The organism is Vibrio sp. 10N.222.54.E6 (assembly GCF_041473955.1).
GTDB lineage: Bacteria > Pseudomonadota > Gammaproteobacteria > Enterobacterales > Vibrionaceae > Vibrio > Vibrio tasmaniensis_A.
This window is the reverse complement of the sequence record NZ_JBFRTD010000010.1, coordinates 430,993-452,551: the sequence shown is the minus strand read 5'-3', so window position 1 is coordinate 452,551 and position 21,559 is coordinate 430,993. Positions and strand designations below refer to the sequence as shown.

Genomic DNA, 21,559 nt, shown 5'->3' with positions numbered 1-21,559 from the left:
ATGGAACGCCTATCTTCAGGCTCTAAAATCAACAGCGCAAAAGATGACGCTGCTGGCCTACAAATCTCGAACCGTTTGAACGTTCAGAGCCGCGGTCTTGATGTTGCTGTACGTAACGCGAACGATGGTATCTCTATCGCTCAAACAGCAGAAGGTGCGATGAATGAAACATCAAACATTCTACAACGTATGCGTGATTTGTCTTTGCAATCAACAAACGGTTCAAATACCAAATCTGACCGTGTAGCAATCCAAGAAGAAGTAACGGCGCTTAATGATGAACTAAATCGTATCGCTGAAACCACATCTTTTGGTGGCAACAAGCTGCTTAACGGTACTCACGGTACTAAGTCATTCCAAATTGGTGCAGACAATGGTGAGGCAGTAATGCTTCAACTGAAAGACATGCGTTCTGATAACGACCAAATGGGCGGCAGCAGCTACCAATTTACAGAAGCTAAAGGTAAAGATTGGGGCGTGAAAGCTGGCGCGAATGACTTAACCATGTCATTAAAAGACAGCTTCGGTGACCAACGAGAAATCAACATCTCTGCTAAAGCTGGCGATGACATTGAAGAGCTAGCGACTTACATTAACGGTCAACAAGACCTAGTAAAAGCATCAATTGATGAAGAAGGTAAACTGCAAATCTTCGCTGGCAACAATAAAGTTGATGGAGAAATTGCATTTTCTGGTGCTTTATCAGATGAATTAGGCATGCAAGCAGGTGCGAAACCTGAGGACCCAAAAACTCTAGAGGGTAAGCAAGTAACGGTTGATACTATCGACGTAACGTCTGTTGGTGGCGCTCAAGAATCTGTTGCTGTTATCGATGCGGCACTTAAATATGTAGATAGCCACCGTTCTGAGCTTGGTGCATTCCAAAACCGTTTTGACCACGCAATTAACAACTTAGATAACATCAACGAGAACGTTAATGCATCTAAGAGCCGTATCAAAGATACCGATTTCGCGAAAGAAACGACTAACATGACTAAGTCTCAAATTCTTTCACAAGCTTCAAGCTCGATTCTTGCACAAGCGAAGCAAGCTCCGAACTCGGCACTTAGCCTACTAGGTTAATCGGTTGAAAAGCCACGTTGACTTTAAGCGTTGTTGATCACAAGCGTCAACGTTAGGCTTCCACAAATTAGCTCGTGGTGAGAGATGAGCGCTAAACAGACCCAGCTTCGGCTGGGTTTTTTATTGCCTGTTATTTAGCGAAGGTATATTTGGAAAAGTGCAGTGCTGGTAAGCAGACGCAAAAGAGAGATTCCCTATCACGCTCGTTCCTCACTGTAGGGAATGACGACTATAGGCGGTATTGATCAATTGTTTACCTGAATCGAAGTCTTTAGTCGTCATCTCAGAATCGAGTAGAACGAGATATCAGAGATCTCTGTTTGTTAAAATTCACAAGTGTAATTTGATGTATAGGCGAAATGCCTTGAATAGCGCTTAACAACGTTTAGTAAAAAACTAGGTCGGATAGCAGGGGATAAACGGTCAGTGTAGTTGTCATTGGTTGAGGGAACTAGGAGAAGGGTTTCGGTGTGATAGTCAGTACTGCCTATCTGAGGTATTGAACAAATATAGCAGGCACAAAAAACGCTACCCTTAGGTAGCGTTTTAATTAAAGCAGATAAGTAATCGGGATTACTTAGTTACTTTAAGAACTGGAGTTTCGCCAACAGTTACAGAACCAGAAAGCTTGTTCAGCTCCTTGATTTCGTCCATGTTAGAGATAACAACTGGAGTAAGCGTAGATTTTGCTTTCTCTTCTAGAAGCGCAAGGTCGAAAGTGATGATTGTGTCACCAGCTTTAACAGATTGACCTTCTTCAGCTACACGAGTGAAGCCTTCGCCTTTAAGTTCAACAGTATCGATACCGAAGTGAACGAAAAGCTCAATACCGTCGTCAGACTCGATAGAGAATGCGTGGTTTGTTTCGAAGATTTTACCGATAGTACCGTTAACTGGAGCTACCATTTTATCGCCAGCTGGTTTGATAGCAATGCCATCACCAACGATTTTTTCAGCGAAAACTACATCTGGCACGTCTTCGATGTTTACGATTTCACCAGAAAGAGGTGCGATGATTTCGATTGCACCAGCATCAGCGCTGTCATCAGATACAAGCTTTTTCAGTTTGTCAAACAGACCCATTGTGTCATGCTCCTAACGTTTAGTTTTATTCTGTAGAATATACTATACCAATCTAACAAATTAGACGACTATTTTTAGCCGTCTAACTTCATTAAGCTCTTGGTGATTACTGAGTTTTCTCAGCGATGAACTTTTCTACACAAGCTTCAATTTCTGCAGCTGTAGGTAGAGATAGTGCTTCGTCAGCCATAGCTTTAACTTCAGCGAAGTTAGAGTTACGGATTACTTTCTTAACTTTAGGGATAGAGATACCGCTCATAGAGAACTCATCTAGACCCATACCAAGAAGAAGTAGAGTTGCACGCTCATCACCTGCTAGTTCGCCACACATACCTGTCCATTTACCTTCTTTGTGAGAAGCATCGATTACTTGCTTGATAACAAGAAGAACCGCTGGAGATAGTGGGTTGTATAGGTGAGAAATCATTTCGTTACCACGGTCTACCGCAAGAGTATATTGCGTTAGGTCGTTAGTACCGATAGAGAAGAAAGATACTTCTTTCGCTAGGTGGTGTGCGATTGCAGCTGCTGCTGGAGTCTCAACCATTACGCCGATTTCGATTTCTTCATCGAAAGCTAGGCCTTCAGCGCGAAGTTCAACTTTGTACTCTTCGATTGCTTTTTTCAGTTCACGGATCTCTTCAACAGAAATGATCATTGGGAACATGATGCGTAGTTTACCGTGTGCAGATGCACGTAGGATACCACGTAGTTGGTCACGTAGAATTTCACGACGATCCAAGCTGATACGTACTGCACGCCAGCCTAGGAAAGGGTTCATTTCTTGTGGAAGGTCCATGTATGGTAGGTCTTTATCGCCACCGATATCCATAGTACGGATAATCACTGACTCGCCTTCCATTGCTTCCGCTACTTCTTTGTAAGCAACGTATTGCTCTTCTTCAGTAGGAAGTGCAGTACGGTCCATGAATAGGAATTCAGTACGGTACAGACCAACGCCTTCACCGCCGTTACGCAGAATACCGTCACAGTCTTTTACTGTACCGATGTTGCCACAAACTTCTACACGGTGACCGTCTAGAGTTTCAGCATGTAAGTCTTTTAGTTTTGCTAGTTCAACTGCTTCTGCTTCGAAATCAGATTTGATTTTCTTAGCTTCTGCTAATTCAGCGTCAGAAGGGTTGATGATGATCTTGTTGTTCATCGCGTCTAGCACAAGCATGTCGCCGTTTTTAACTTGCTTAGTGATATCGTTAGTACCAACGATAGCTGGAAGCTCAAGTGAACGTGCCATGATTGAAGTATGAGATGTACGACCGCCGATGTCACAAGCAAAACCAAGAACGTAGTCTAGGTTGATTTGTGCCGTTTCAGATGGCGTTAAATCGTAAGCAACTAGGATAACTTCTTCATTGATATCTGCTAGAGATACAATGTTGATGCCTAGTGCATTTTTAACGAAGCGAGTACCGATATCACGGATATCAGTCGCACGTTCTTTTAGGTACTCATCATCAAGCGACTCAAGTGCAACAGCTTGCTCTTCGATCACTGTGTAGATCGCGTTGTCTGCGTGCATTTTGTCTTTCTTGATGAGTGCTAAAATCTCTTCTTCTAGCTCTTCATCTTCAAGCAGCATGATGTGGCCTTCAAAGATTGCTTCTTTTTCTTCGCCAAAAGTTTCAAGTGCTTTTTGCTTTACAACTTCAAGTTGTTGAGAAGATTTGTTACGAGCGTCAAAAAAACGCTGAACTTCTGCTTCAACTTGATCGTCTGAGATAGATTGAGTGTTTAGGACAATTTCATCTTCTTGAAGTAGTAGTGCTTTACCGAAAGCAATACCAGGAGATGCTAGGATGCCTGAAATCATAGCCTTACCTTAGTTGTTCAACTGTAAACGGGAGAATGTGTGACTTTAAGTCGTCGACTAATGTCGCGCTTATTGCTATCTATTTCGAATTGCTATCTATTTCGAACAAAGCCACTTTGCTGTGCAAAATGGCTTTGAAAGAAGGAGACCGTATTAGTGTAGTTGATCCATAAGAGCAACTAGGTGGTCTACAGCTTGCTGAGCTTGAGGGCCTTCAGCTGAAATAGTAACGTTAGTACCTTTTACTAGGCCTAAAGTTTGTAGTTTGAACAGGCTTTTCGCGCTAGCGCTTTTGCCGTTAGAAGTCACTGTGATGTCAGCGTCGAAAGATTTTGCTTCTTTAACAAACTGTGCAGCTGGACGAGTGTGAAGACCGTTTTCTGCTGTGATTTCTACTTGCTTCTCGTACATTTTATATACCCCAATTAATTTATTTTTTGTAAGTTTGTAACCAGATTTAGCTTAACTGCTTTAGCTCAAATGCGCTAGAGGCTAGTACGCCATGTTCGTGTTAGAACTTAGACTGGTTATAAATTTTTATCCAGCCATGGTCGTCTTTTGTTGAGTACTCATGACTTTCAGAATTTGTTTATTGCTTCTTTTATTTTGAAGCGAAAAATAAAACAGACCCGATATTACCAAAGGTGAGGCAGGGATCAACAAAAAAGCCCCTAAATGGGGCTTTTTTGGACGAAAAATTGATTTGACCACATATTATTGTTGGTTCTCTTTTTCCGTAAAGATACCAGCAAATAGGGCCGTACTAAGGTAACGCTCGCCCGAGCTTGGTAGTACAGTAACGATAGTTTTCCCTGCAAATTCAGGTAGTTCCGAAATTCTGTTTGCTGCTACTACTGCTGCACCAGATGAGATGCCCGCTAGGATACCTTCTTCTTTCATTAGGCGTTGAGCCATCTCAATTGCTTCTTCAGAAGTTACTGACTCTACACGGTCAATAATGTCTAAATCTAGGTTGCCAGGAATGAAACCTGCGCCAATACCTTGGATTTTGTGTGGTGCTGGTTTGATTTCTTCACCTGCAAGTGCCTGCGCAATCACTGGAGATTCTGCTGGTTCAACGGCTACAGAAGTGATGGCTTTGCCTTTTTCACCTTTAATGTAACGACTTGTTCCAGTGATAGTGCCACCTGTACCTACACCGGCTACAAACACATCGATCTCACCATCTGTTGCTTCCCAAATTTCAGGGCCAGTTGTCTGCTCGTGAATTTGTGGGTTCGCTGGGTTGTTGAATTGTTGCAGTAGTAGGTATTTGTCTGGGTCTGAAGCAACAATCTCTTCAGCTTTAGCAATCGCGCCGTTCATACCTTTTGGTGCTTCAGTTAGCACTAGGTTTGCGCCAAGAGCTTTAAGCAGCTTACGACGTTCTAGGCTCATTGATTCAGGCATTGTTAGTGTTAGCTTGTAACCGCGCGCTGCAGCTACGAATGCAAGAGCAACACCTGTATTACCACTGGTAGGCTCAACAAGCTCGATACCTGGCTTAAGCGTACCTGCTTTTTCTGCTTCCCAGATCATGTTTGAACCGATACGACACTTAACGCTGAAGCTTGGGTTACGAGCTTCGATCTTAGCTAGGACGTTACCTTTGCTTACCTTGTTTAGGCGGACTAAAGGTGTGTTACCAATCGTTAGGGTGTTGTCTTCGTAGATCTTGCTCATGCGATATTCCTTCATTTAATGACAGAACTAAACGTAGTATATCTACCAATTTACCGTCTAGTGTCTTTCGATGTTTGTTTAGCTTGAATTTAGATTAAACAAGTTGAAAAAAAGGTAAAAGGATTAAAAAGTTATATCATATAGAGATGTCGCAGGATTCACGCCTATCTTTATTGAAATCAGAACTTCAAAAAGATAGGCGTTGTTAGAGCAGGCTGTAGAACTATAGGCGATAGCTATAGACGAGAGCGTAGGGCTTGGTCTTTAAACTCTGCAACCCACATTGCAGTAGCGCCGCAGACGGCAACTGGCATCACAATCAGGTTTAAAACTGGAATGGTAGTAAACACGGAAACAAGTGCGCCGAAGCTGTAGCTCTTACCTTGCTTTTGTTTCAAATTATTTCTCATGTCATCGAACTTGATTTTATGGTTGTCGAACGGGTAGTCAGCGTACTGAATAGCTAACATCCATGCAGTGAAAATGAACCATAAAAACGGTGCAACAGTTTGTCCTAGCGCTGGAATTAACAAAAGTAGGAACAAACCGATCGCTTTTGGCAGGATATAGACAAGCTTGCGCCATTCTCTTGCTAAAATACGAGGGGTGTCTTTAAGTACATCCAGTAAACCATCATCATTGACTTTTTTACCACTCAGCAGTTCTTCGACTTTTTCCGCGAGTAATCCGTTGAAAGGTGCGGCAATAAAGTTAGCGAGTGTACTGAAGAAATACGAAAACGTGGCCAAAACGGTTAACACAAGTAGTGGCCATAGGATATATGACAACCACGACAAGAAACTTGGCAATGCACCAATCCAGCCTTCAATCCAAGTGTTTAAGTTGGAGAAAATATAAAATAAAGCACCGCCCACAAGTAACACGTTAGCGATAAGAGGAAGCAGTACAAACTTACGGATACTCGGCGATAAGGCAATTTTTATTCCGAAAATAAAATAGCCAAAGCCAGAGCGAGGAACAGATTCAATAGTCATATTTAAATTGGGTCACATGTGAATTTGGTTAAATAGCAAACATCTCTAGTGTACTCGACCGAAATTAAGAAAAAAAGCGTGGTGAAAATCACACCAAGTAATGAACTAATTGTATTAAGTGGTTCTAAAACAGTGGCTACTTTTGATAGAGTAGTGAGATTAGCCAAATTAACCTAACTTAGTGACAGCGTTTTTATAGCTAGTTGACTAAGAAAGCTGAGAGCGAAAAATGCAGGAATTGCGATTTGTACTCATTATTGTTGGCGCATTAGCTATCGCCGCATTATTGTTCCATGGTCTATGGACGAGTAAGAAAGAAGGGAAAGCAAAGTTTGGAGATAAGCCGCTTGGTAAGCTTGATAATGACAGCTTAGATGAAGCTGAAACGATCCCAAACCGTTCATTCGCTCCTGAGGATGATTTTGAGATAATCCGAAAAGAGCGTAAAGAACCGGATTTTGCTGTCTCACCGTCTGCAACTGATCCGCTGATTGACTCAGATCCATTGTCAGCGCCACAGCAAAAAGAAGCTCACGAAGACGAAATAGAATTGAATGATCTTCCTTCTTTCAGTGTTGAAGACCCGATCGAAGTTAAAGGTGAGCTTGAACAGGTTGAGGAAGAGAAGGTTGTTGAACCTGAAGTTCCGAACTTTGAATTGACTGACGAGCAAAAACAAAATCACGCAGGCTTTAAAGAGCAGTACGGTTCGTTTGAAGAAGCCTCTGATGCGGTCGCTGATCCACTACTTTCTAGCGAAGGCTTAACGCCAAGCGAACCATTTATTGGGAAAGAAGTGGTTGCTGCACAAAGTGTTACTTCGGTTGAAGAAACTAAGTTAGATAAAGATGCTAACTTAGCTGGGGAAGCTCAGTTGGGTAACGAAGTTAATTTAGCTGACGAAAGTAAGTTAGATGAAAAAGCTCATTCAGATGAAGATCTTGGCCTTGAAGTCATTGTTCTTAATGTTCACTGTGCTGGGGAGATCCCATTTGTGGGTACTGAACTTTTCCGTAGCATGGAGAACAACGGCCTAGCTTATGGTGAAATGTCGATTTATCACTGCTTTGCACAAGCGAGCGATGAGCCAAAAGTTATTTTCAGCGTAGCAAATATGATGCAGCCAGGAACACTAGAACATGACGATCCTGCTGACTTTACCACAAAAGGTATTTCGTTCTTTATGACGCTGCCTTGTTATGGTCAAGCTGATCAAAACTTCAATGTGATGCTGAGTGCTGCACAGAAAATTGCCGACGATATGGGCGGAAACGTATTGGATGAGTCACGTAACTTAATGACGCCAAACCGTTTGTCTGATTACCGTAAGCAAATCCGAGACTTTATGACGGCAGCTAACGCCTAGCCGTATTGTTTAGCCTTGTAAATAATCTATATTTATAGAAAAGGGCTCCTAAGGGAGCCCTTTTTGATATTTCAATCACGACAGAGAATGATATGAAAGAATCGATTCAAGTTACCTTAGAGCAGTTAAGAGAAACTCTGCACTATCATGCCGTTCGTTATTACGTAGAAGATAGCCCTGAGATCCCTGATGTCGAGTACGATCGATTGATGCAACAACTGCTAAAGCTCGAAGAAGAGAACCCAGAACTTGTGACGGTAGATTCGCCGAGTCAGCGTGTCGGCGGTCAGCCTCTAGACGGCTTCACTCAAGTGACCCATGAGATCCCGATGCTTTCTTTAGATAATGCTTTCTCTGATGACGATTTAGATGCGTTCAATAAGCGCATGTCTGATCGAGCGCCAACTGCGAACCTAAAGACCTTCTGTTGTGAACCTAAGCTTGATGGTTTAGCGGTGAGCCTACTCTATGTAAAAGGCACCTTAGTACAGGCAGCGACGCGTGGTGATGGTGCGACTGGCGAAAATATTACCGAAAACGTGCGTACGATCAGCTCGATTCCGCTTAAGTTACAAGGTGAAGGTTGGCCGGAACGTATTGAAGTACGTGGCGAAGTGTTTATGCCAAAAGCGGGCTTCGACAAATTGAATGAGATGGCATTGAAGAAGGGCGAGAAGGTCTTTGTGAATCCACGTAATGCCGCCGCAGGTAGCTTACGTCAGCTTGATTCTCGTATTACAGCAAAACGCCCCTTGGCTTTCTACGCATACAGTGTCGGTGTTGTACAAGGCGCTGAGCTTTCAAATAGCCACTATCAACGATTCCTGCAGCTGAAAGCTTGGGGCTTGCCTATGTGCCCAGAGACAAAGCAGCTAAGTTCTCTTGAAGATGTAAAAGCCTATTACCAAGATATCATGACTCGTCGTGACACCTTGGCTTATGAAATTGATGGGGTGGTGATTAAGGTTGATGACATTGCCGCACAAGAAACTCTAGGTTTTGTTGCACGCGCACCTCGCTGGGCTATTGCTTATAAGTTCCCAGCTCAAGAAGAAATTACTCTGCTCAATGATGTTGAGTTTCAGGTCGGTCGTACAGGCGCTATTACGCCGGTTGCTAAGCTTGAACCTATTTTTGTTGGCGGCGTGACGGTGAGTAATGCAACGCTGCACAATGCTGATGAGATCGCTCGTTTAGGTGTGAAGGTCGGAGATAGCGTGATTATCCGCCGTGCTGGTGACGTCATTCCACAAATTGTAGCTGTTGTACAAGATCGTCGTCCTGAGACGGCTAAAGACATTGTGTTCCCGGACGCCTGCCCTGTATGTAATTCTGCAGTGGAGCGCGTAGAGGGCGAAGCTGTAGCGCGTTGTACTGGCGGTTTAGTGTGTCAGGCGCAGCGTAAAGAGGCACTTAAGCACTTTGTGTCTAGAAAGGCGCTGGATGTCGATGGCCTTGGCGTAAAGGTGATAGAACAGCTTGTGGATCGCGAAATGGTCGAAACGCCAGCGGACCTGTTTAAGTTGAGCGCGGGCGTGATTACGGTTCTTGATCGTATGGGACCTAAATCGGCACAGAATGTAGTGAGTGCGCTTAACAAAGCGAAAGACACGACATTGGCACGCTTCCTTTATTCTTTAGGAATTCGAGAAGTCGGTGAAGCGACGGCTATGAACTTAGCTCAGCACTTTAAAACGCTAGAGTTGGTTCAAGCTGCAACTCATGAGCAGTTGGTTGAAGTGTCAGATATTGGTGACATCGTAGCAAGTCACCTCACGAGCTTCTTCTCACAAGAGAAAAACAGAGCAGTAGTCGACCAACTTATCGAGCTTGGAGTTAACTGGCCTGCAATTGAAGCTGTTGCGGATGATCAAGAGCTACCGTTAGAAGGCAAAGTAGTTGTGTTGACTGGCTCACTTTCTAAATTAGGTCGCAGCGAAGCGAAAGCTGCTTTGCAAGCTTTAGGTGCAAAAGTAACCGGTAGCGTGTCTAAGAAAACGGATATCTTATTTGCTGGTGAAGCCGCTGGTTCTAAACTGACTAAAGCACAAGATTTAGGTATCGAAATAAGAACAGAAGAAGATCTAATAGCCCTTATTTCGTAAGTAAATACAGATAAAAAAAGCTCAAAGGCACTCCTTTCAAGGGAGTGCCTTTTTCGTTTCTGATATAAAAGTAATCACTTTTTAATTGTTGAGAAATTTGTTCCTATACGAACTATGAAATCAGGACAGTGATGACGCTCAACATTAATGAAATGTTGTTATAGTTGTTTGCTAAATGCGAGTGATATCAATTTTTAAGAGGCTGCTGTGTTAGTAAGTTTTTGTTTTTTAATGTTTTTACTCTTTTGCCCCTCGGTTTTTTCAATTAGTAGATCTGGATCACTAAGTACATGATAAATTTGCACCAACTCATATTTTTTTAGATGAAAATTAAGTTCTCATTGATCTTTTTTGGGGTGAAGTTAGTCTTATTGGCATGGATGCACATTGTGTATAACCAGAAAGGAAATCGAGAATTCGGTGTTTCAGGGTTCTCAAACAAGAAAAGGTATTTCTCTCTACGGCGGCCAACTTTAGGCGGGAAATATTCAAACAGCTATATCCATTTTTAGGAGTTTTATTCCATGGAAAACAAAATTTTCAAACGTACTTTACTTGGTGCTGCAGTTGCGATGATTTCAAGTGGTGCATTCGCATCTGAATCTTCTCAAGTTGGTGTTATCTCAGATTTTAACGTTCAGGCTTACGGTGTAGCAGCAATCTCTGTTGTTAACTACGATTCAGAAAAAACTAAAAACGGCGTAAAAACTGATACAGGTACGGGATACGATTACGAGAATGAATCTCGAATTGGTTTCCGTGCAAGTAAAGACATGTTCGAGAACGTGAACGTATTCATGCAAATTGAATCTGGTTACGTTGGTGAAAACGGTGACGGTGCGACACTAGGTAATCGTGATACGTTCTTAGGCCTGCAAGGTGACTGGGGTAAAGTACGTTTTGGTCGTATGCTGACGCCAATGTATGAAGTAATTGACTGGCCTTATGCTAACCCAGGTTTGGGCGCAGTATGGGACTGGGGCGGCGATGTTAAATACAACCGTGACCGTCATGGTGATATGGCTCGATACGATTCTGCTGACTTGAATGGTTTTACATTCAACCTAGCAACAGGTCGTGGTGACTCAAGTGTTAAAGATAACTACTTCTACGGCGCGGCTGCTCACTACCGTTTAGCTGATACGGTTACTTTCCACGCTGCTGTTGAATCAGAATCAGATCGTCAACTAACAGCTGCAACAGCTGGAACTGCTGCTGGTACATGTTTAGTTGCTACGGGTTGTGATGGCGTAAACTTTGGCGGTGCAACTCCTGCAGTTGCTGCAACTTCTGCTGAAATGGCTGATACATTTGGTTATCTAATCGGTTTTGAAGCGTCACTTCCAGCAGGTTTCGGTATTTCTGCAGCCTACAAAGCGGGTGAGTCAGATGTTCAAGGCGGCGCTAAGTCTGAACAGGCTTCATACTCTGTAATCGGTCAGTACTGGAACGGCCCTTGGGGCTTCAAACTAGGTTACGCAGCTAACCTAGAGTCTGAAACTGATGGTGTTAAAAACGCTGATGAAGATAGCGTAATCTCAGGTCAGCTAATGTACGTTCATAACGGCTTTGTTCCTTACATCCGTATTGCACAGCGTGATATCAAAGCTGACGATAAAGGTTCTATTGCTAACACAGATACGTTCGTTACACGTATTGGTTTAGAGTACGGCTTCTAATTGAAACCATGCTTTAAGTAAAGAGATGCGCTGACTAATTAGTCGGCGCATATTCATTTCTGGTCCAGCCTAAGAAAGAAAAGGCATCGAATAATATTATGGGGAAACCCTCGAGGTAGTTAATATGAAAAAAATAGTTTTAGCATCGATTCCTTTATTCTTAATTGGATGTACAACATTAGATTCTAATAGTGATTTTACAGATTCTGTTAAAAGAATAGAGAGTAAGCAAAATTACCAAATTGTCGTTGGTGAGTCGCTGTCTCCTGATGTGCTTGAAGTTAGACAAGGTCAGCTAGTTAACTCGTCTTTAGAGCTAAATTACGTTACCCCAAACAGTACTGTAACGGTACCTGATTCATACATAACGATGGAGCTTCAGTACTTTAAAAATTACAACGAGTATCGCTCTGTCTTAGTTCAAGGTTCTGAAGGTAAAGTGCCATTAAAACCTTATGCGGCTTCAGCTGAAACATGCAGCGATATATGTACTCAAACACAGTATGTGAAATTTCCTGTATCTAATGAAATCTTCAACGAAGCACCTTTTAAAGATCTAATTTTTGATGTCCAGGTTTCAAATGCGAACAGCATTTCGTTTTCTATTCCTGCTGGCTACATCGAAGCAATCGTAAATACGGGTGATAAAAACGCAACAGCTAAATCTGTTATGGCAGCACCTGTAGCCGCAGCCGCACCTGTAGTTGCAGTTCCCGCGCTTCAGCAAGAGCCGGTAAGCCAAGCTCAAGAGATGTCAAAATATTGGTTTGAACAAATTCCAACAGAACAAAGAGACTCCGTTATTAACTGGTCTGTAGCAAATCGAAATGGTGTTGTTGATTCTTTAGGTGATAATGTCAAAGAGATTGAAATGTTCGAATATTGGTTTAACAAAGCTTCCAAAGAAGAACGTAAAACGATAATCAAACAATTAATCGAGTTTTAAAGGAAAGGAGCCTAGGCTCCTTTTTTGTTAGTGTAGAACCTTACCATTACTATGCTTGCATATAACGATAGGCATATATTCTACAACACTACTTCCTAAGTCACATTTTATGATCGGTCCAGATGCAGTGCTTCCTACATTTTGGGCGGATACAGAGAAGCTTAAAACTAAGCTAAAAATTAACGCTAGATAACATTTCATAATGACACCTCACTAAAAATCTCTTCAAACAAGAGATATTCATTAGTATGTGAGGTATTTCTCAAAAATCAAAAAAATCAAAAAATTTCCTATGAAAAATAATGAATGCCTATTTTGCTATTTCAAACAGTAACTTGTTGATAGTTGGTGTTTGGGTTTGTTGGAAAATCTAAGCTACTCTCATCATTTGATGTAAAATAGCCATAAACAGCAGACTTTATTTTCGAACATTATATTGCTTCAATGTTTTTGTTTCGGTAGTTAGCATTCCTAGATGTTTGAATAATAGTCTTAGGTTTCTAAATAGTTTTTATGCGATATTTACTTGAGTAATATTATGAACATAAGCGAAGTTGCAAGCCTCACGCAGTTATCACCTAAGTCTATTCGTTTGTATGAAGACAAAGGGGTGATATCTGCACCGTTGCGTTCTGAAAATGGTTATCGGTCTTATGGTGAGAAGCAGATTAAAGAGCTCGGAATCGTAGCGAAAGCGAGAAGCGCTGGTTTTTCGCTTGATGAGTGTCGTGCGCTTGTTGAATTAGCCGACAACCCATGTCGCGAAAGTGCCGATGTTAAAGCAAAAGCGTTAAGTAAATTGGAAGAAGTGAATAAAAAAATTGAAGACTTACTGATCATTCAGAAGACATTGAAAGAGTGGGTTGAACAATGCCCTGGTGACTCAAATAGCCATTGCCCAATTATTGATTCACTTGTAGAGAAAAAGCCATAAGTTGGTTACTTATGGCTTTGACGGAGGGTTTTCTTGATTATTGTTTAGTAGGGCTTATAGTGAGAACAATGCCATCGACAGCAGTAATCACGACTTCCTCTCCCGCATCAATATCATGTGTACTCATCGCAGACCATGAGCTATCCCCTAGCTTTATCCTGCAGTTACCTTTTTGTACCGGCTCTAAGAGGCGAGTCTTTCTTCCAATCAGTTGCTTCTCTCGCTGATTAAGGTCTCGAGTAGAGTCAGATTGCTTGTCACTAGACAGCTGTCTTCTCCACCACAGCCAAGTGGTGATAAGCGAGAAGCTCGCAAAGGATAGCCATTGCATCTGCCAACCGATTGGTAGTGCGCCTAATAGGGCCCCGACTAGCATGGCAGATATGCCTATCCATAAAAAGTAACCAGCGGTTCCAATTAGCTCAAGCGCTAACAATGCTAGGCCAAACGCTAACCAATGCCAGTAGTTTACTTGTTCGAGCAATTCGACCATAAGTTAGTCCTTACTACCCTTGTCATTCTTATGTGCAAACATCTCTGCAATACCCGCAACAGAACCCATTAGTCCAGTCGCTTCGAGCGGTAGCATGATGATCTTACCGTTTTCTGCTTGGCCAATAGACTTCAGTGCGTCGGTGTAACCTTGTGCAATAAAGTAATTGACTGCTTGCATGTCACCTTGAGCAATCGCTGTTGATACCATTTCTGTCGCTTTAGCCTCAGCTTCGGCAGCCCGTTCACGAGCTTCAGCTTGAAGTATCGCGGCTTGCTTTTGGCCTTCTGCTTTTAAGATTTCTGATTGCTTGTGACCTTCTGCTTTCAATATCTCAGCTTGTCGTACACCCTCTGCCTCTAGGATATCTGCACGTTTGTTACGCTCGGCTTTCATCTGAGCATTCATCGCAGCGGTAAGGTCTGCTGGTGGCTGTACGTCTTTGATTTCGATACGTGTAACTTTGACACCCCAAGGGTTTGTCGCTTCATCAACGATATTCAATAATTTGGTGTTAATCATGTCTCGCTGGCTGAGCATTTCATCCAGTTCCATCGAGCCCAGTACAGTACGGATATTGGTGAGAGTTAAATTACGAATCGCGTGCTCAAGATCATTCACCTCATAAGCCGCTTTAGGCGCGTCGATCACTTGAACGAAACACACCGCATCAATAACCACATTTGCATTATCTTTGGAGATGACTTCTTGTGCCGGGATGTCGAGAACACGTTCCATCATACTGATGCGTTGTCCGATTTTATCGATAAATGGAATGATCAGGTTCAGACCTGGTTGGAGGGTTTGTGTATAACGGCCGAAGCGTTCTACGGTCCAGTTATTGCCTTGCGGAACCGTTTTTACTCCGGCGAAAATAAACAATATTGCGACGGCAGTAAAGACGCCGATAGTAATCAATGTATCAATAGCCATACAAAATCCTTTGCAAGTTTAAGTTTTTGATAGTTCAGTATTGATACTGGCTCATATTTAAATTCTGAGCAAATTTATAAATGAGAAATGGGCCATAAAATATTGATTTTATGGCCCATTTTACATTCTATTATTCGATAAACTAATTGATTGAATTGTCAATTTTCGATGAGATATACGATGCTTATCTTTAGTACTTTTAGGGTTTAGTTAGTAGAGCAGAGAGTACAGCTGTCGGCGGTACTTACTGGCAACTGGGTTACCTTGTCCAAGCGCACTTAAGATATCCATGAACTCTTTTTTCATATCGCCATTGCAAACATTTAGATCTTTTGCAAGGAAAGACCACAACAGTTCCATCGCTTCTTCGTTGCGATTCACTTGGTGATATTGCAATGCTAATTCAGATGCTGTCTTAGCGTCATATGGGTCTTGCTGAAGAGCGGTTTCTAATGCTTGTATTTCAGGGCTGTCTGCTGCTTGCTTGTGAAGCTCAAGCTTTGCGACTAAGCCTTTATAGTAATTATCTTGGTACTCTAGAGGAATGGTGGCTAGCTGAGTTTCAGCTAGATCAAACTGTTGCGTTTCTAGTAAACATTCTGCGATTGCCAGTTTTACCTCGCCTTTGCTCGTCAGCTCTATTGGCAATTGTTGCATTGCTGCGAGCGCTTGTGCGTGCTCGCCTGCTTGCATTTGCTCGAGAGCCTGACGCAGTGCGAGCTCGTCTTGGCTAGGAAGGTGTTTTCCTAACATTTCAACAATCGCTTGTATGCTTTGTGGGCCACCCAAACCATCAACAGGCTGACCGTTAACAAACAGTGCAATAGTAGGGAGTGCTTGTACGCCAAATTGGCTAGCAATTGCCTGCTCTTGTTCACAATTCAACAGAGCTAAAGTAAAAGCGCCGTTGTATTGCTGAGTTAATGTTTGCAGTTCAGGGATCACCTGAGCACTTTCTTGGCTCATTGGTGCCCAAAAGTGGATGAGTACAGGCGTCTGCATTGAGGTTTCTAATACTTGACGAAAGTTCTGCTCATTAAGTTCAACAATATGCGGAGATTGCATTTACGTTCCTTGAGGTGTGTTTTGTGGGTACGTTGCAAATATGGGGGGAGATGCTGGTAACTTCAAGATCTAACTTGGTTATCTCAAATAAAAAGAGCCAAAATAGAAAAACGCTATGCTTCTATGTTGATAGAGTGGTTATCTCAACAGGGAAGGCATAGCGTTATCATTGAGGTGGTCAGTGAGGCATAGCGTAAGATACTCAAAACAGAATAAACAACGTAATCGCCAGAGTCACACCGACCCAATTAAGGCGGTTTAAAGTCATGAAATATCCAGATTAGGTTCATCAATTGGGAATAATTGATGAGATAGGACAATCATGACATCTTATTGTTACGGAAAAATTACATCGTTACATTAAAGTTTGCGACTGTTGATGCAAAGTTAGTAATTTATGCAGCTTTTCTCAAAATAGGGTCTAGCAAGCGACTTGGTAGCATTCTTTTCAATACCGCGAAGACTTTAGTTGGGGTCGTCACTCGGTATCTGAGTTTGGGTTTATCGGCGGTGAGTGCGTGATAAACCGGTTCAATACAACTTTCAGGCGGAAGAACAAAAGCGTTGTTCGATGATTCTTTTTCGAGTCGGTCTTTTTGTTGTTGATAAGCTTCTTGATGAGCGCTGCCAGCAATGGTGATCCATTTATTGAAAGCTTTCAGGGCATTATTTCTAAATTGGGTTTCTATTGGACCTGGCTGCAATAACGAGATATGAATACCACTACCATGCAGTTCTAAACGTAACGTATCTGTCCAGCCTTCTAGAGCGAACTTTGAAGCGTTGTAAGCGCCACGATATTTCATGGCCGCAAAGCCTAATACGGAACTGTTTTGTACGATTCGACCTTCGCCGCGTTCGCGCATGTGCGGAAGTATCTGACAAACAAGATGATGCCAGCCAAAGAAGTTGGTTTCGAATTGCTCTTTGAGACCTTGGGTTGGTAAGTCTTCTAGCGCGCCAGCTTGACCATAAGCGCCGTTATTGAATAAACCATATAATCCGTTAGGCGCTAGCTCAATAGCAAGTTGTGCAGCTTGTTCAATGCTTTCTTGGTTAGAAAGGTCGAGCTGTATGCAGGTCAGTCCCTCATCTTGCAGACGCTGTACATCTTGCGGATGACGACACGATGCAATGACGTGGAAACCACGCTTTTGTAGTGCATGCGCACATGTATAGCCAATACCCGTTGAGCAACCGGTGATCAGAATCGACTTGTTCACGCTTAATCCTTCATTAGAGTCTTTATCGCTCTAGGGTAAAGAATTAATCTTGATGTTGTAACAAGTTTTTTAAGGCTGGTTCTATTCTTGAGTAACTAAAGATAAATCCCATTTCAGTGAGTTTCTTTGGTTTGGAACGAATGCTGTCAAAGAGCAGACAAGAAGATTCACCCATCAGAAGCGACATTGCCCATTTCGGAGTGAATAAGAAATGAGGTCGGCGTAGTTGCTTGGCGAGTGTACTGCTGAACAGTTTGTTGGTGACAGGGTGCGGGGCACACATATTAAATTCCCCTTGAGCGTGAGGAGTTGACAATAAGTGGTTGATGGCTCTCACCATATCAAGCATGTGAATCCAAGGCATGTACTGTTCGCCTGAACCAAGTGGTCCGCCTACTCCGAGTTTGTAGGGCATTAGCATCTTCTTTAGAGCACCACCATTTTCACCTAACACAATCCCCGTTCTTAGTAGTATCACACGCGTCTCATCGGACTGGGCTCTCTTGGCGATCTCTTCCCAGTGCGCGCAGACTTTGTGAGGAAAACTTTCGTCTTCTACTCGTAGTGATTCATCAAATGGGTGTTGCTGTTGATCGCCATAGTAACCCACGGCTGAGCCGCTAATGAAAGCCTGCGGTGGGTTGCTACTGGCATGAATTAACTCGACCAGTTTTTCAGTAATGTGCCAACGACTGTTACAGATCCTCTCTTTTTGCTCCGTACTCCAACGCTTGTCAGCGATCGGTTCGCCAGCAAGATTGACCACGACATCGAAGTCATTGAGATCGCTGAGTTCATCAAGAGATTGAATGTAATGAAGGTTATTCTGGTTCAGGTGATTTAGGTTTTGCTTCGCTTTTTCGGGGCTCCGTGTCAACAATGTCACATCGTCAGTATTCCAACTTTTGACCAATTCAGAACCAATAAATCCCGTACCACCAGTTAACAATATCTTCATACCAATCTCCCTATTAAACATAATTATAGACATGGCTTGTTTTTGAACGCCAATCAATACGAAAAAATCACTATAACGATCAGTTGGTTTCAATTGTGTGATACCCAAATTACGCCGTATCAATTTACGAAAGAATGAAATTAAATTAATCAGGTTAGGATGTATACCGCTATCACACTTATGCATTTTACTCCGATATGTTACCAACTGCGTAATATTTGTCACATAAGGAATGATAAGGATTTGCCATGATTATTAGTAATTAATAACCAGACACAATTTCAATGACTAGGAGTTGCGATGACGGCAGTGCTTGCTTTGTTTCGAGCCATGTTAGGTAGCCTAAGGGATCTCTTGCCGATCGTGGCGGTGATTGCTTTCTTCCAGCTTGCTGTTTTGCAAGAACCACTCCCTCATCTGTTGTCTATTCTAACTGGCTTAGTGCTGGTGGTTTTTGGACTGACTTTTTTTATCTTTGGCCTTGAGATGGGTCTGTTCCCAATCGGCGAGTCGATGGCTCAAGCTTTTGCTCGTAAGGGGAGCGTGTTTTGGTTATTGACCTTCGCTTTCTGTTTAGGGTTTGGTACCACCATTGCGGAACCCGCATTAACCGCAGTGGCCGCCGAAGCAGCAGAAGTGGCCGCTGAAGGTGGTGTTATTCCCAACTCTCTAGACGAAATGGAACAGTACGCCGATGGCTTGCGTTTCACCGTAGCATTGTCGGTGGGGATCGCCATCTTACTTGGGGTGCTGCGAATCTTAAAAGGTTGGCCAATTCAGTACATGATCATCGGAGGTTATATTGGAGTTGTGGTGCTCACTGCATTTGCCCCTGAAAACATCATTGGGATTGCGTACGACTCTGGCGGAGTGACTACATCGACCATTACCGTTCCGTTAGTGACCGCATTGGGCGTGGGTTTAGCCTCTGCGATTAAAGGGAGAAATCCGATGATTGATGGCTTTGGATTGATCGCCTTTGCTTCACTGCTGCCGATGATGTTTGTCATGGTCTACGGGATGGTGGTGACATGATCAGTGCTCAGCAATTTATCGACACCTTTCTTGGTACTGTCATGGATGTGATTCCGATTGCGGTGATCATCTTCGGTTTCCAATTAGCGGTGCTGCGCAAGCCAGTTAATAACTTAGGCAAAGTGCTGATAGGTTTCTTTTACGTCATTCTTGGGTTGTCGCTCTTTTTGATGGGGTTAGAGCTCGCGCTGTTTCCTTTAGGGGAGACTATGGCAATGCAACTCACCGAACCAAGTTTTTTGACTGAGTTCAAGGTCAGTTCAGGCCTTGCCTTAGTTTGGTTTGACTATTACTGGGTTTACCTTTTCGCGTTTTGTATTGGTTTCAGTACCACGATAGCCGAGCCCTCTTTGATCGCCGTTGCTATTAAGGCAAACCAAGTTTCCGGTGGCAGTATCAGTGTTAACGGGCTGAGGATCTCCGTGGCGTTAGGTGTAGCGATTGGCATATCGCTAGGTAGTTATCGCATCGTGGCTGGCGACCCTATTCATTACTACATCATTGCTGGCTATGTCATTGTGGTTATTCAGACCTTTTATGCGCCCAAATTGATTATTCCGTTAGCTTACGATTCTGGTGGGGTTACGACATCAACGGTGACGGTACCTTTAGTGACGGCACTTGGGTTGGGACTCGCGTCAACGGTGCCAGGAAGAAATCCGGTAATTGATGGCTTTGGGTTGATTGCTTTCGCGAGCTTATTTCCAATTATATCCGTGATGGGGTATGCCCAAATAACGCAATGGCTAAACCGATCACAATCCTCTAAGGAGAGCAAAGATGCGCTTTAAACTTATCTTAGCGTTTGTAGAAGAAAGCAAGACCGATATCGTGCTCGACGCCGCGCGTGATGCGGGTGCAACAGGGGCAACCGTGATTAACAATGCCAGAGGGCAGGGGCTAAACCAAAAGCGCACCTTCTTTGGGTTAACGTTAGAGGTGCAAAAAGATGTGCTGCTGTTTGTCGTCGAGGAGCACCTAGCTAGGCATATTCTAGAAACTATCGGTGAAGTCGGGGAGTTTGACCAAGAGTCAGGGCAAGGGATAGCAGTGCAGATCGATGTCGAAGATGCAGTCGGGGTCGCGCACCAAGTTGAAACATTAACTAAGGTTGTGGAGGACGAGTTATGAGTGGCAGTGAAAAAATCCGAGTAAGCGATGTAATGGCTAATACGTATGTGATTATCGATGGGCTAACCACTGTGTTGGAAGCGATAGAGATGGCTAAGAAGCATAAAGTGAAAGCCATCATTGTCGATAAGCGCCACGAAGATGACGAATACGGCATCGTATTGATGAATGATATTGCTAAGAAAGTACTGGCTAAGAACCGTTCTCCGAAGCGAACCAATGTTTATGAGATCATGACCAAGCCAGCGCTAAGCGTGTCTGCCGATATGAATGTGAAGTACTGTGCACGCTTGTTTGAGCGTTTTGGTATCAGTCGTGCCCCTGTGGTCAGTGACCATAAAATAGTCGGTATGGTTAGTTACAATAATATCGTGATCAACGGTATGGCGAGAGATGACGTGTAGCTGTTAGATACGTACAATAGGCTCATAAATTTTATGGAGAAGTACGTGTGAAATTATTTTTTGCTTCAGACCTACACGGTTCGCTGCCAGCAACAGAAAGGGTATTAGAACTCTACCAAGCGTCTGGTGCGCAATATTTAGTGCTATTGGGTGACATTCTGAATCATGGTCCAAGAAACCCGATCCCTGAAGGATACAATCCGCCGGCGGTTGCAGAGAAGTTGAATGCGTTTTCTCAAGAGATCATTGCTGTTCGTGGTAACTGCGATAGCGAAGTGGATCAGATGTTGTTGTCTTTTCCAATGATGATGGATTACTCGTGGGTACTATTAGAATCAGGCCAACGTATTTTTCTAACTCATGGTCATTTGTACAACACCAATAAACGCCCCGAGCTAAAGGCGGGTGATATTATTGCCCATGGTCATACCCATATTCCTGTTGCTGAATACCAAGATGACATCTTTATCTTTAATCCTAGCTCGGTGACATTCCCACGAGATGGCCACGCAGCGAGCTATGGCATCTATGAAAATAATATCTTTAAAGTCATTAGCCTTGAAGGTGATGTTCTCGTGAGTGGCGAGCTTTAAATAAACTCAATCGGCGGCG

At 43.1% G+C, this 21,559-nt stretch carries 21 protein-coding genes; 11 read left to right on the top strand and 10 right to left on the bottom strand.

Annotated features, from left to right (window positions below; translation table 11 throughout):
- The coding region (locus tag AB4513_RS06905; protein WP_372081065.1) for a flagellin at positions 1–1,083 on the top strand (1,083 nt) is incomplete at its 5' end.
- 573 nt (positions 1,084–1,656) lie between these two features.
- Here AB4513_RS06905 and crr read toward each other — a convergent pair.
- From crr to cysZ, 5 genes are all read right to left on the bottom strand, one after another.
- Positions 1,657–2,166 carry a PTS glucose transporter subunit IIA gene (gene crr / locus AB4513_RS06900; protein WP_009847364.1) on the bottom strand — a complete coding sequence of 170 codons (510 nt, stop codon included), beginning with the start codon at positions 2,164–2,166 and terminating at the stop codon, positions 1,657–1,659.
- Positions 2,167–2,272: 106 nt separating this feature from the next.
- Positions 2,273–3,997: a phosphoenolpyruvate-protein phosphotransferase PtsI gene (gene ptsI / locus AB4513_RS06895; RefSeq protein ID WP_009847363.1), complete on the bottom strand. Its 1,725-nt coding sequence runs from the start codon at positions 3,995–3,997 to the stop codon at positions 2,273–2,275.
- A 153-nt stretch (positions 3,998–4,150) separates the two neighbouring features.
- A complete protein-coding gene (locus tag AB4513_RS06890; protein ID WP_004734263.1) occupies positions 4,151–4,408 on the bottom strand; it encodes an HPr family phosphocarrier protein in 258 nt (85 codons plus the stop codon).
- A 303-nt stretch (positions 4,409–4,711) separates the two neighbouring features.
- Positions 4,712–5,680 (bottom strand): cysteine synthase A, encoded by a 969-nt coding sequence (cysK, locus tag AB4513_RS06885; protein ID WP_012604562.1) that lies wholly within the window; start codon positions 5,678–5,680, stop codon positions 4,712–4,714.
- Positions 5,681–5,916: 236 nt separating this feature from the next.
- Positions 5,917–6,675 carry a sulfate transporter CysZ gene (gene cysZ / locus AB4513_RS06880; RefSeq protein WP_012604561.1) on the bottom strand — a complete coding sequence of 253 codons (759 nt, stop codon included), beginning with the start codon at positions 6,673–6,675 and terminating at the stop codon, positions 5,917–5,919.
- A gap of 229 nt (positions 6,676–6,904) precedes the next feature.
- On the opposite strand from cysZ, the gene zipA reads away from it, so the two are divergent.
- The 5 genes from zipA (at position 6,905) to cueR (ending at position 13,705) form a co-directional block, all read left to right on the top strand.
- A complete protein-coding gene (zipA, locus tag AB4513_RS06875) occupies positions 6,905–8,041 on the top strand; it encodes a cell division protein ZipA (protein ID WP_009847360.1) in 1,137 nt (378 codons plus the stop codon).
- A gap of 92 nt (positions 8,042–8,133) precedes the next feature.
- A complete protein-coding gene (gene ligA / locus AB4513_RS06870; protein WP_009847359.1) occupies positions 8,134–10,146 on the top strand; it encodes an NAD-dependent DNA ligase LigA in 2,013 nt (670 codons plus the stop codon).
- A gap of 524 nt (positions 10,147–10,670) precedes the next feature.
- On the top strand, positions 10,671–11,825 hold the full coding sequence (locus AB4513_RS06865; RefSeq protein WP_009847358.1) for a porin: 1,155 nt from the start codon (positions 10,671–10,673) through the stop codon (positions 11,823–11,825).
- A gap of 124 nt (positions 11,826–11,949) precedes the next feature.
- Positions 11,950–12,771, top strand: a complete 822-nt coding sequence (locus tag AB4513_RS06860; protein ID WP_009847357.1) for a hypothetical protein — start codon at positions 11,950–11,952, stop codon at positions 12,769–12,771.
- A gap of 538 nt (positions 12,772–13,309) precedes the next feature.
- Positions 13,310–13,705 carry a Cu(I)-responsive transcriptional regulator gene (cueR, locus tag AB4513_RS06855; protein ID WP_009847356.1) on the top strand — a complete coding sequence of 132 codons (396 nt, stop codon included), beginning with the start codon at positions 13,310–13,312 and terminating at the stop codon, positions 13,703–13,705.
- Positions 13,706–13,742: 37 nt separating this feature from the next.
- Here the strand turns inward: cueR and AB4513_RS06850 are convergent, their stop codons facing one another.
- The 5 genes from AB4513_RS06850 to AB4513_RS06830 form a co-directional block, all read right to left on the bottom strand.
- Positions 13,743–14,198, bottom strand: coding sequence for an NfeD family protein (locus tag AB4513_RS06850; RefSeq protein ID WP_009847355.1), 456 nt, complete (start codon positions 14,196–14,198; stop codon positions 13,743–13,745).
- A gap of 3 nt (positions 14,199–14,201) precedes the next feature.
- Positions 14,202–15,131: an SPFH domain-containing protein gene (locus AB4513_RS06845; protein ID WP_009847354.1), complete on the bottom strand. Its 930-nt coding sequence runs from the start codon at positions 15,129–15,131 to the stop codon at positions 14,202–14,204.
- Between the two features lie 210 nt (positions 15,132–15,341).
- A complete protein-coding gene (locus AB4513_RS06840; protein WP_009847353.1) occupies positions 15,342–16,196 on the bottom strand; it encodes a co-chaperone YbbN in 855 nt (284 codons plus the stop codon).
- A gap of 395 nt (positions 16,197–16,591) precedes the next feature.
- Positions 16,592–17,419, bottom strand: coding sequence for an SDR family oxidoreductase (locus AB4513_RS06835; protein ID WP_009847352.1), 828 nt, complete (start codon positions 17,417–17,419; stop codon positions 16,592–16,594).
- A 43-nt stretch (positions 17,420–17,462) separates the two neighbouring features.
- The gene (locus AB4513_RS06830) at positions 17,463–18,377 is read right to left on the bottom strand and encodes a TIGR01777 family oxidoreductase (RefSeq protein WP_009847351.1); all 915 of its coding nucleotides are present in this window, start codon (positions 18,375–18,377) and stop codon (positions 17,463–17,465) included.
- A 300-nt stretch (positions 18,378–18,677) separates the two neighbouring features.
- Between AB4513_RS06830 and AB4513_RS06825 the strand changes: the two genes are divergently transcribed.
- From AB4513_RS06825 to yfcE, 5 genes are read left to right on the top strand one after another with little or no spacing between them, the layout of a single operon-like run.
- Positions 18,678–19,412, top strand: a complete 735-nt coding sequence (locus AB4513_RS06825; RefSeq protein ID WP_009847350.1) for a DUF1538 domain-containing protein — start codon at positions 18,678–18,680, stop codon at positions 19,410–19,412.
- A complete protein-coding gene (locus tag AB4513_RS06820) occupies positions 19,409–20,203 on the top strand; it encodes a DUF1538 domain-containing protein (protein ID WP_009847349.1) in 795 nt (264 codons plus the stop codon). The genes AB4513_RS06825 and AB4513_RS06820 overlap by 4 nt, the downstream gene beginning before the upstream one ends.
- Positions 20,193–20,543 carry a P-II family nitrogen regulator gene (locus tag AB4513_RS06815; protein ID WP_009847348.1) on the top strand — a complete coding sequence of 117 codons (351 nt, stop codon included), beginning with the start codon at positions 20,193–20,195 and terminating at the stop codon, positions 20,541–20,543. Before AB4513_RS06820 ends, AB4513_RS06815 begins: the two co-directional genes overlap by 11 nt.
- The gene (locus tag AB4513_RS06810; protein WP_009847347.1) at positions 20,540–20,947 is read left to right on the top strand and encodes a CBS domain-containing protein; all 408 of its coding nucleotides are present in this window, start codon (positions 20,540–20,542) and stop codon (positions 20,945–20,947) included. Before AB4513_RS06815 ends, AB4513_RS06810 begins: the two co-directional genes overlap by 4 nt.
- 47 nt (positions 20,948–20,994) lie before the next feature.
- Positions 20,995–21,540, top strand: a complete 546-nt coding sequence (gene yfcE / locus AB4513_RS06805; protein WP_009847346.1) for a phosphodiesterase — start codon at positions 20,995–20,997, stop codon at positions 21,538–21,540.
- The last annotated feature ends 19 nt before the right edge of the window (positions 21,541–21,559 follow it).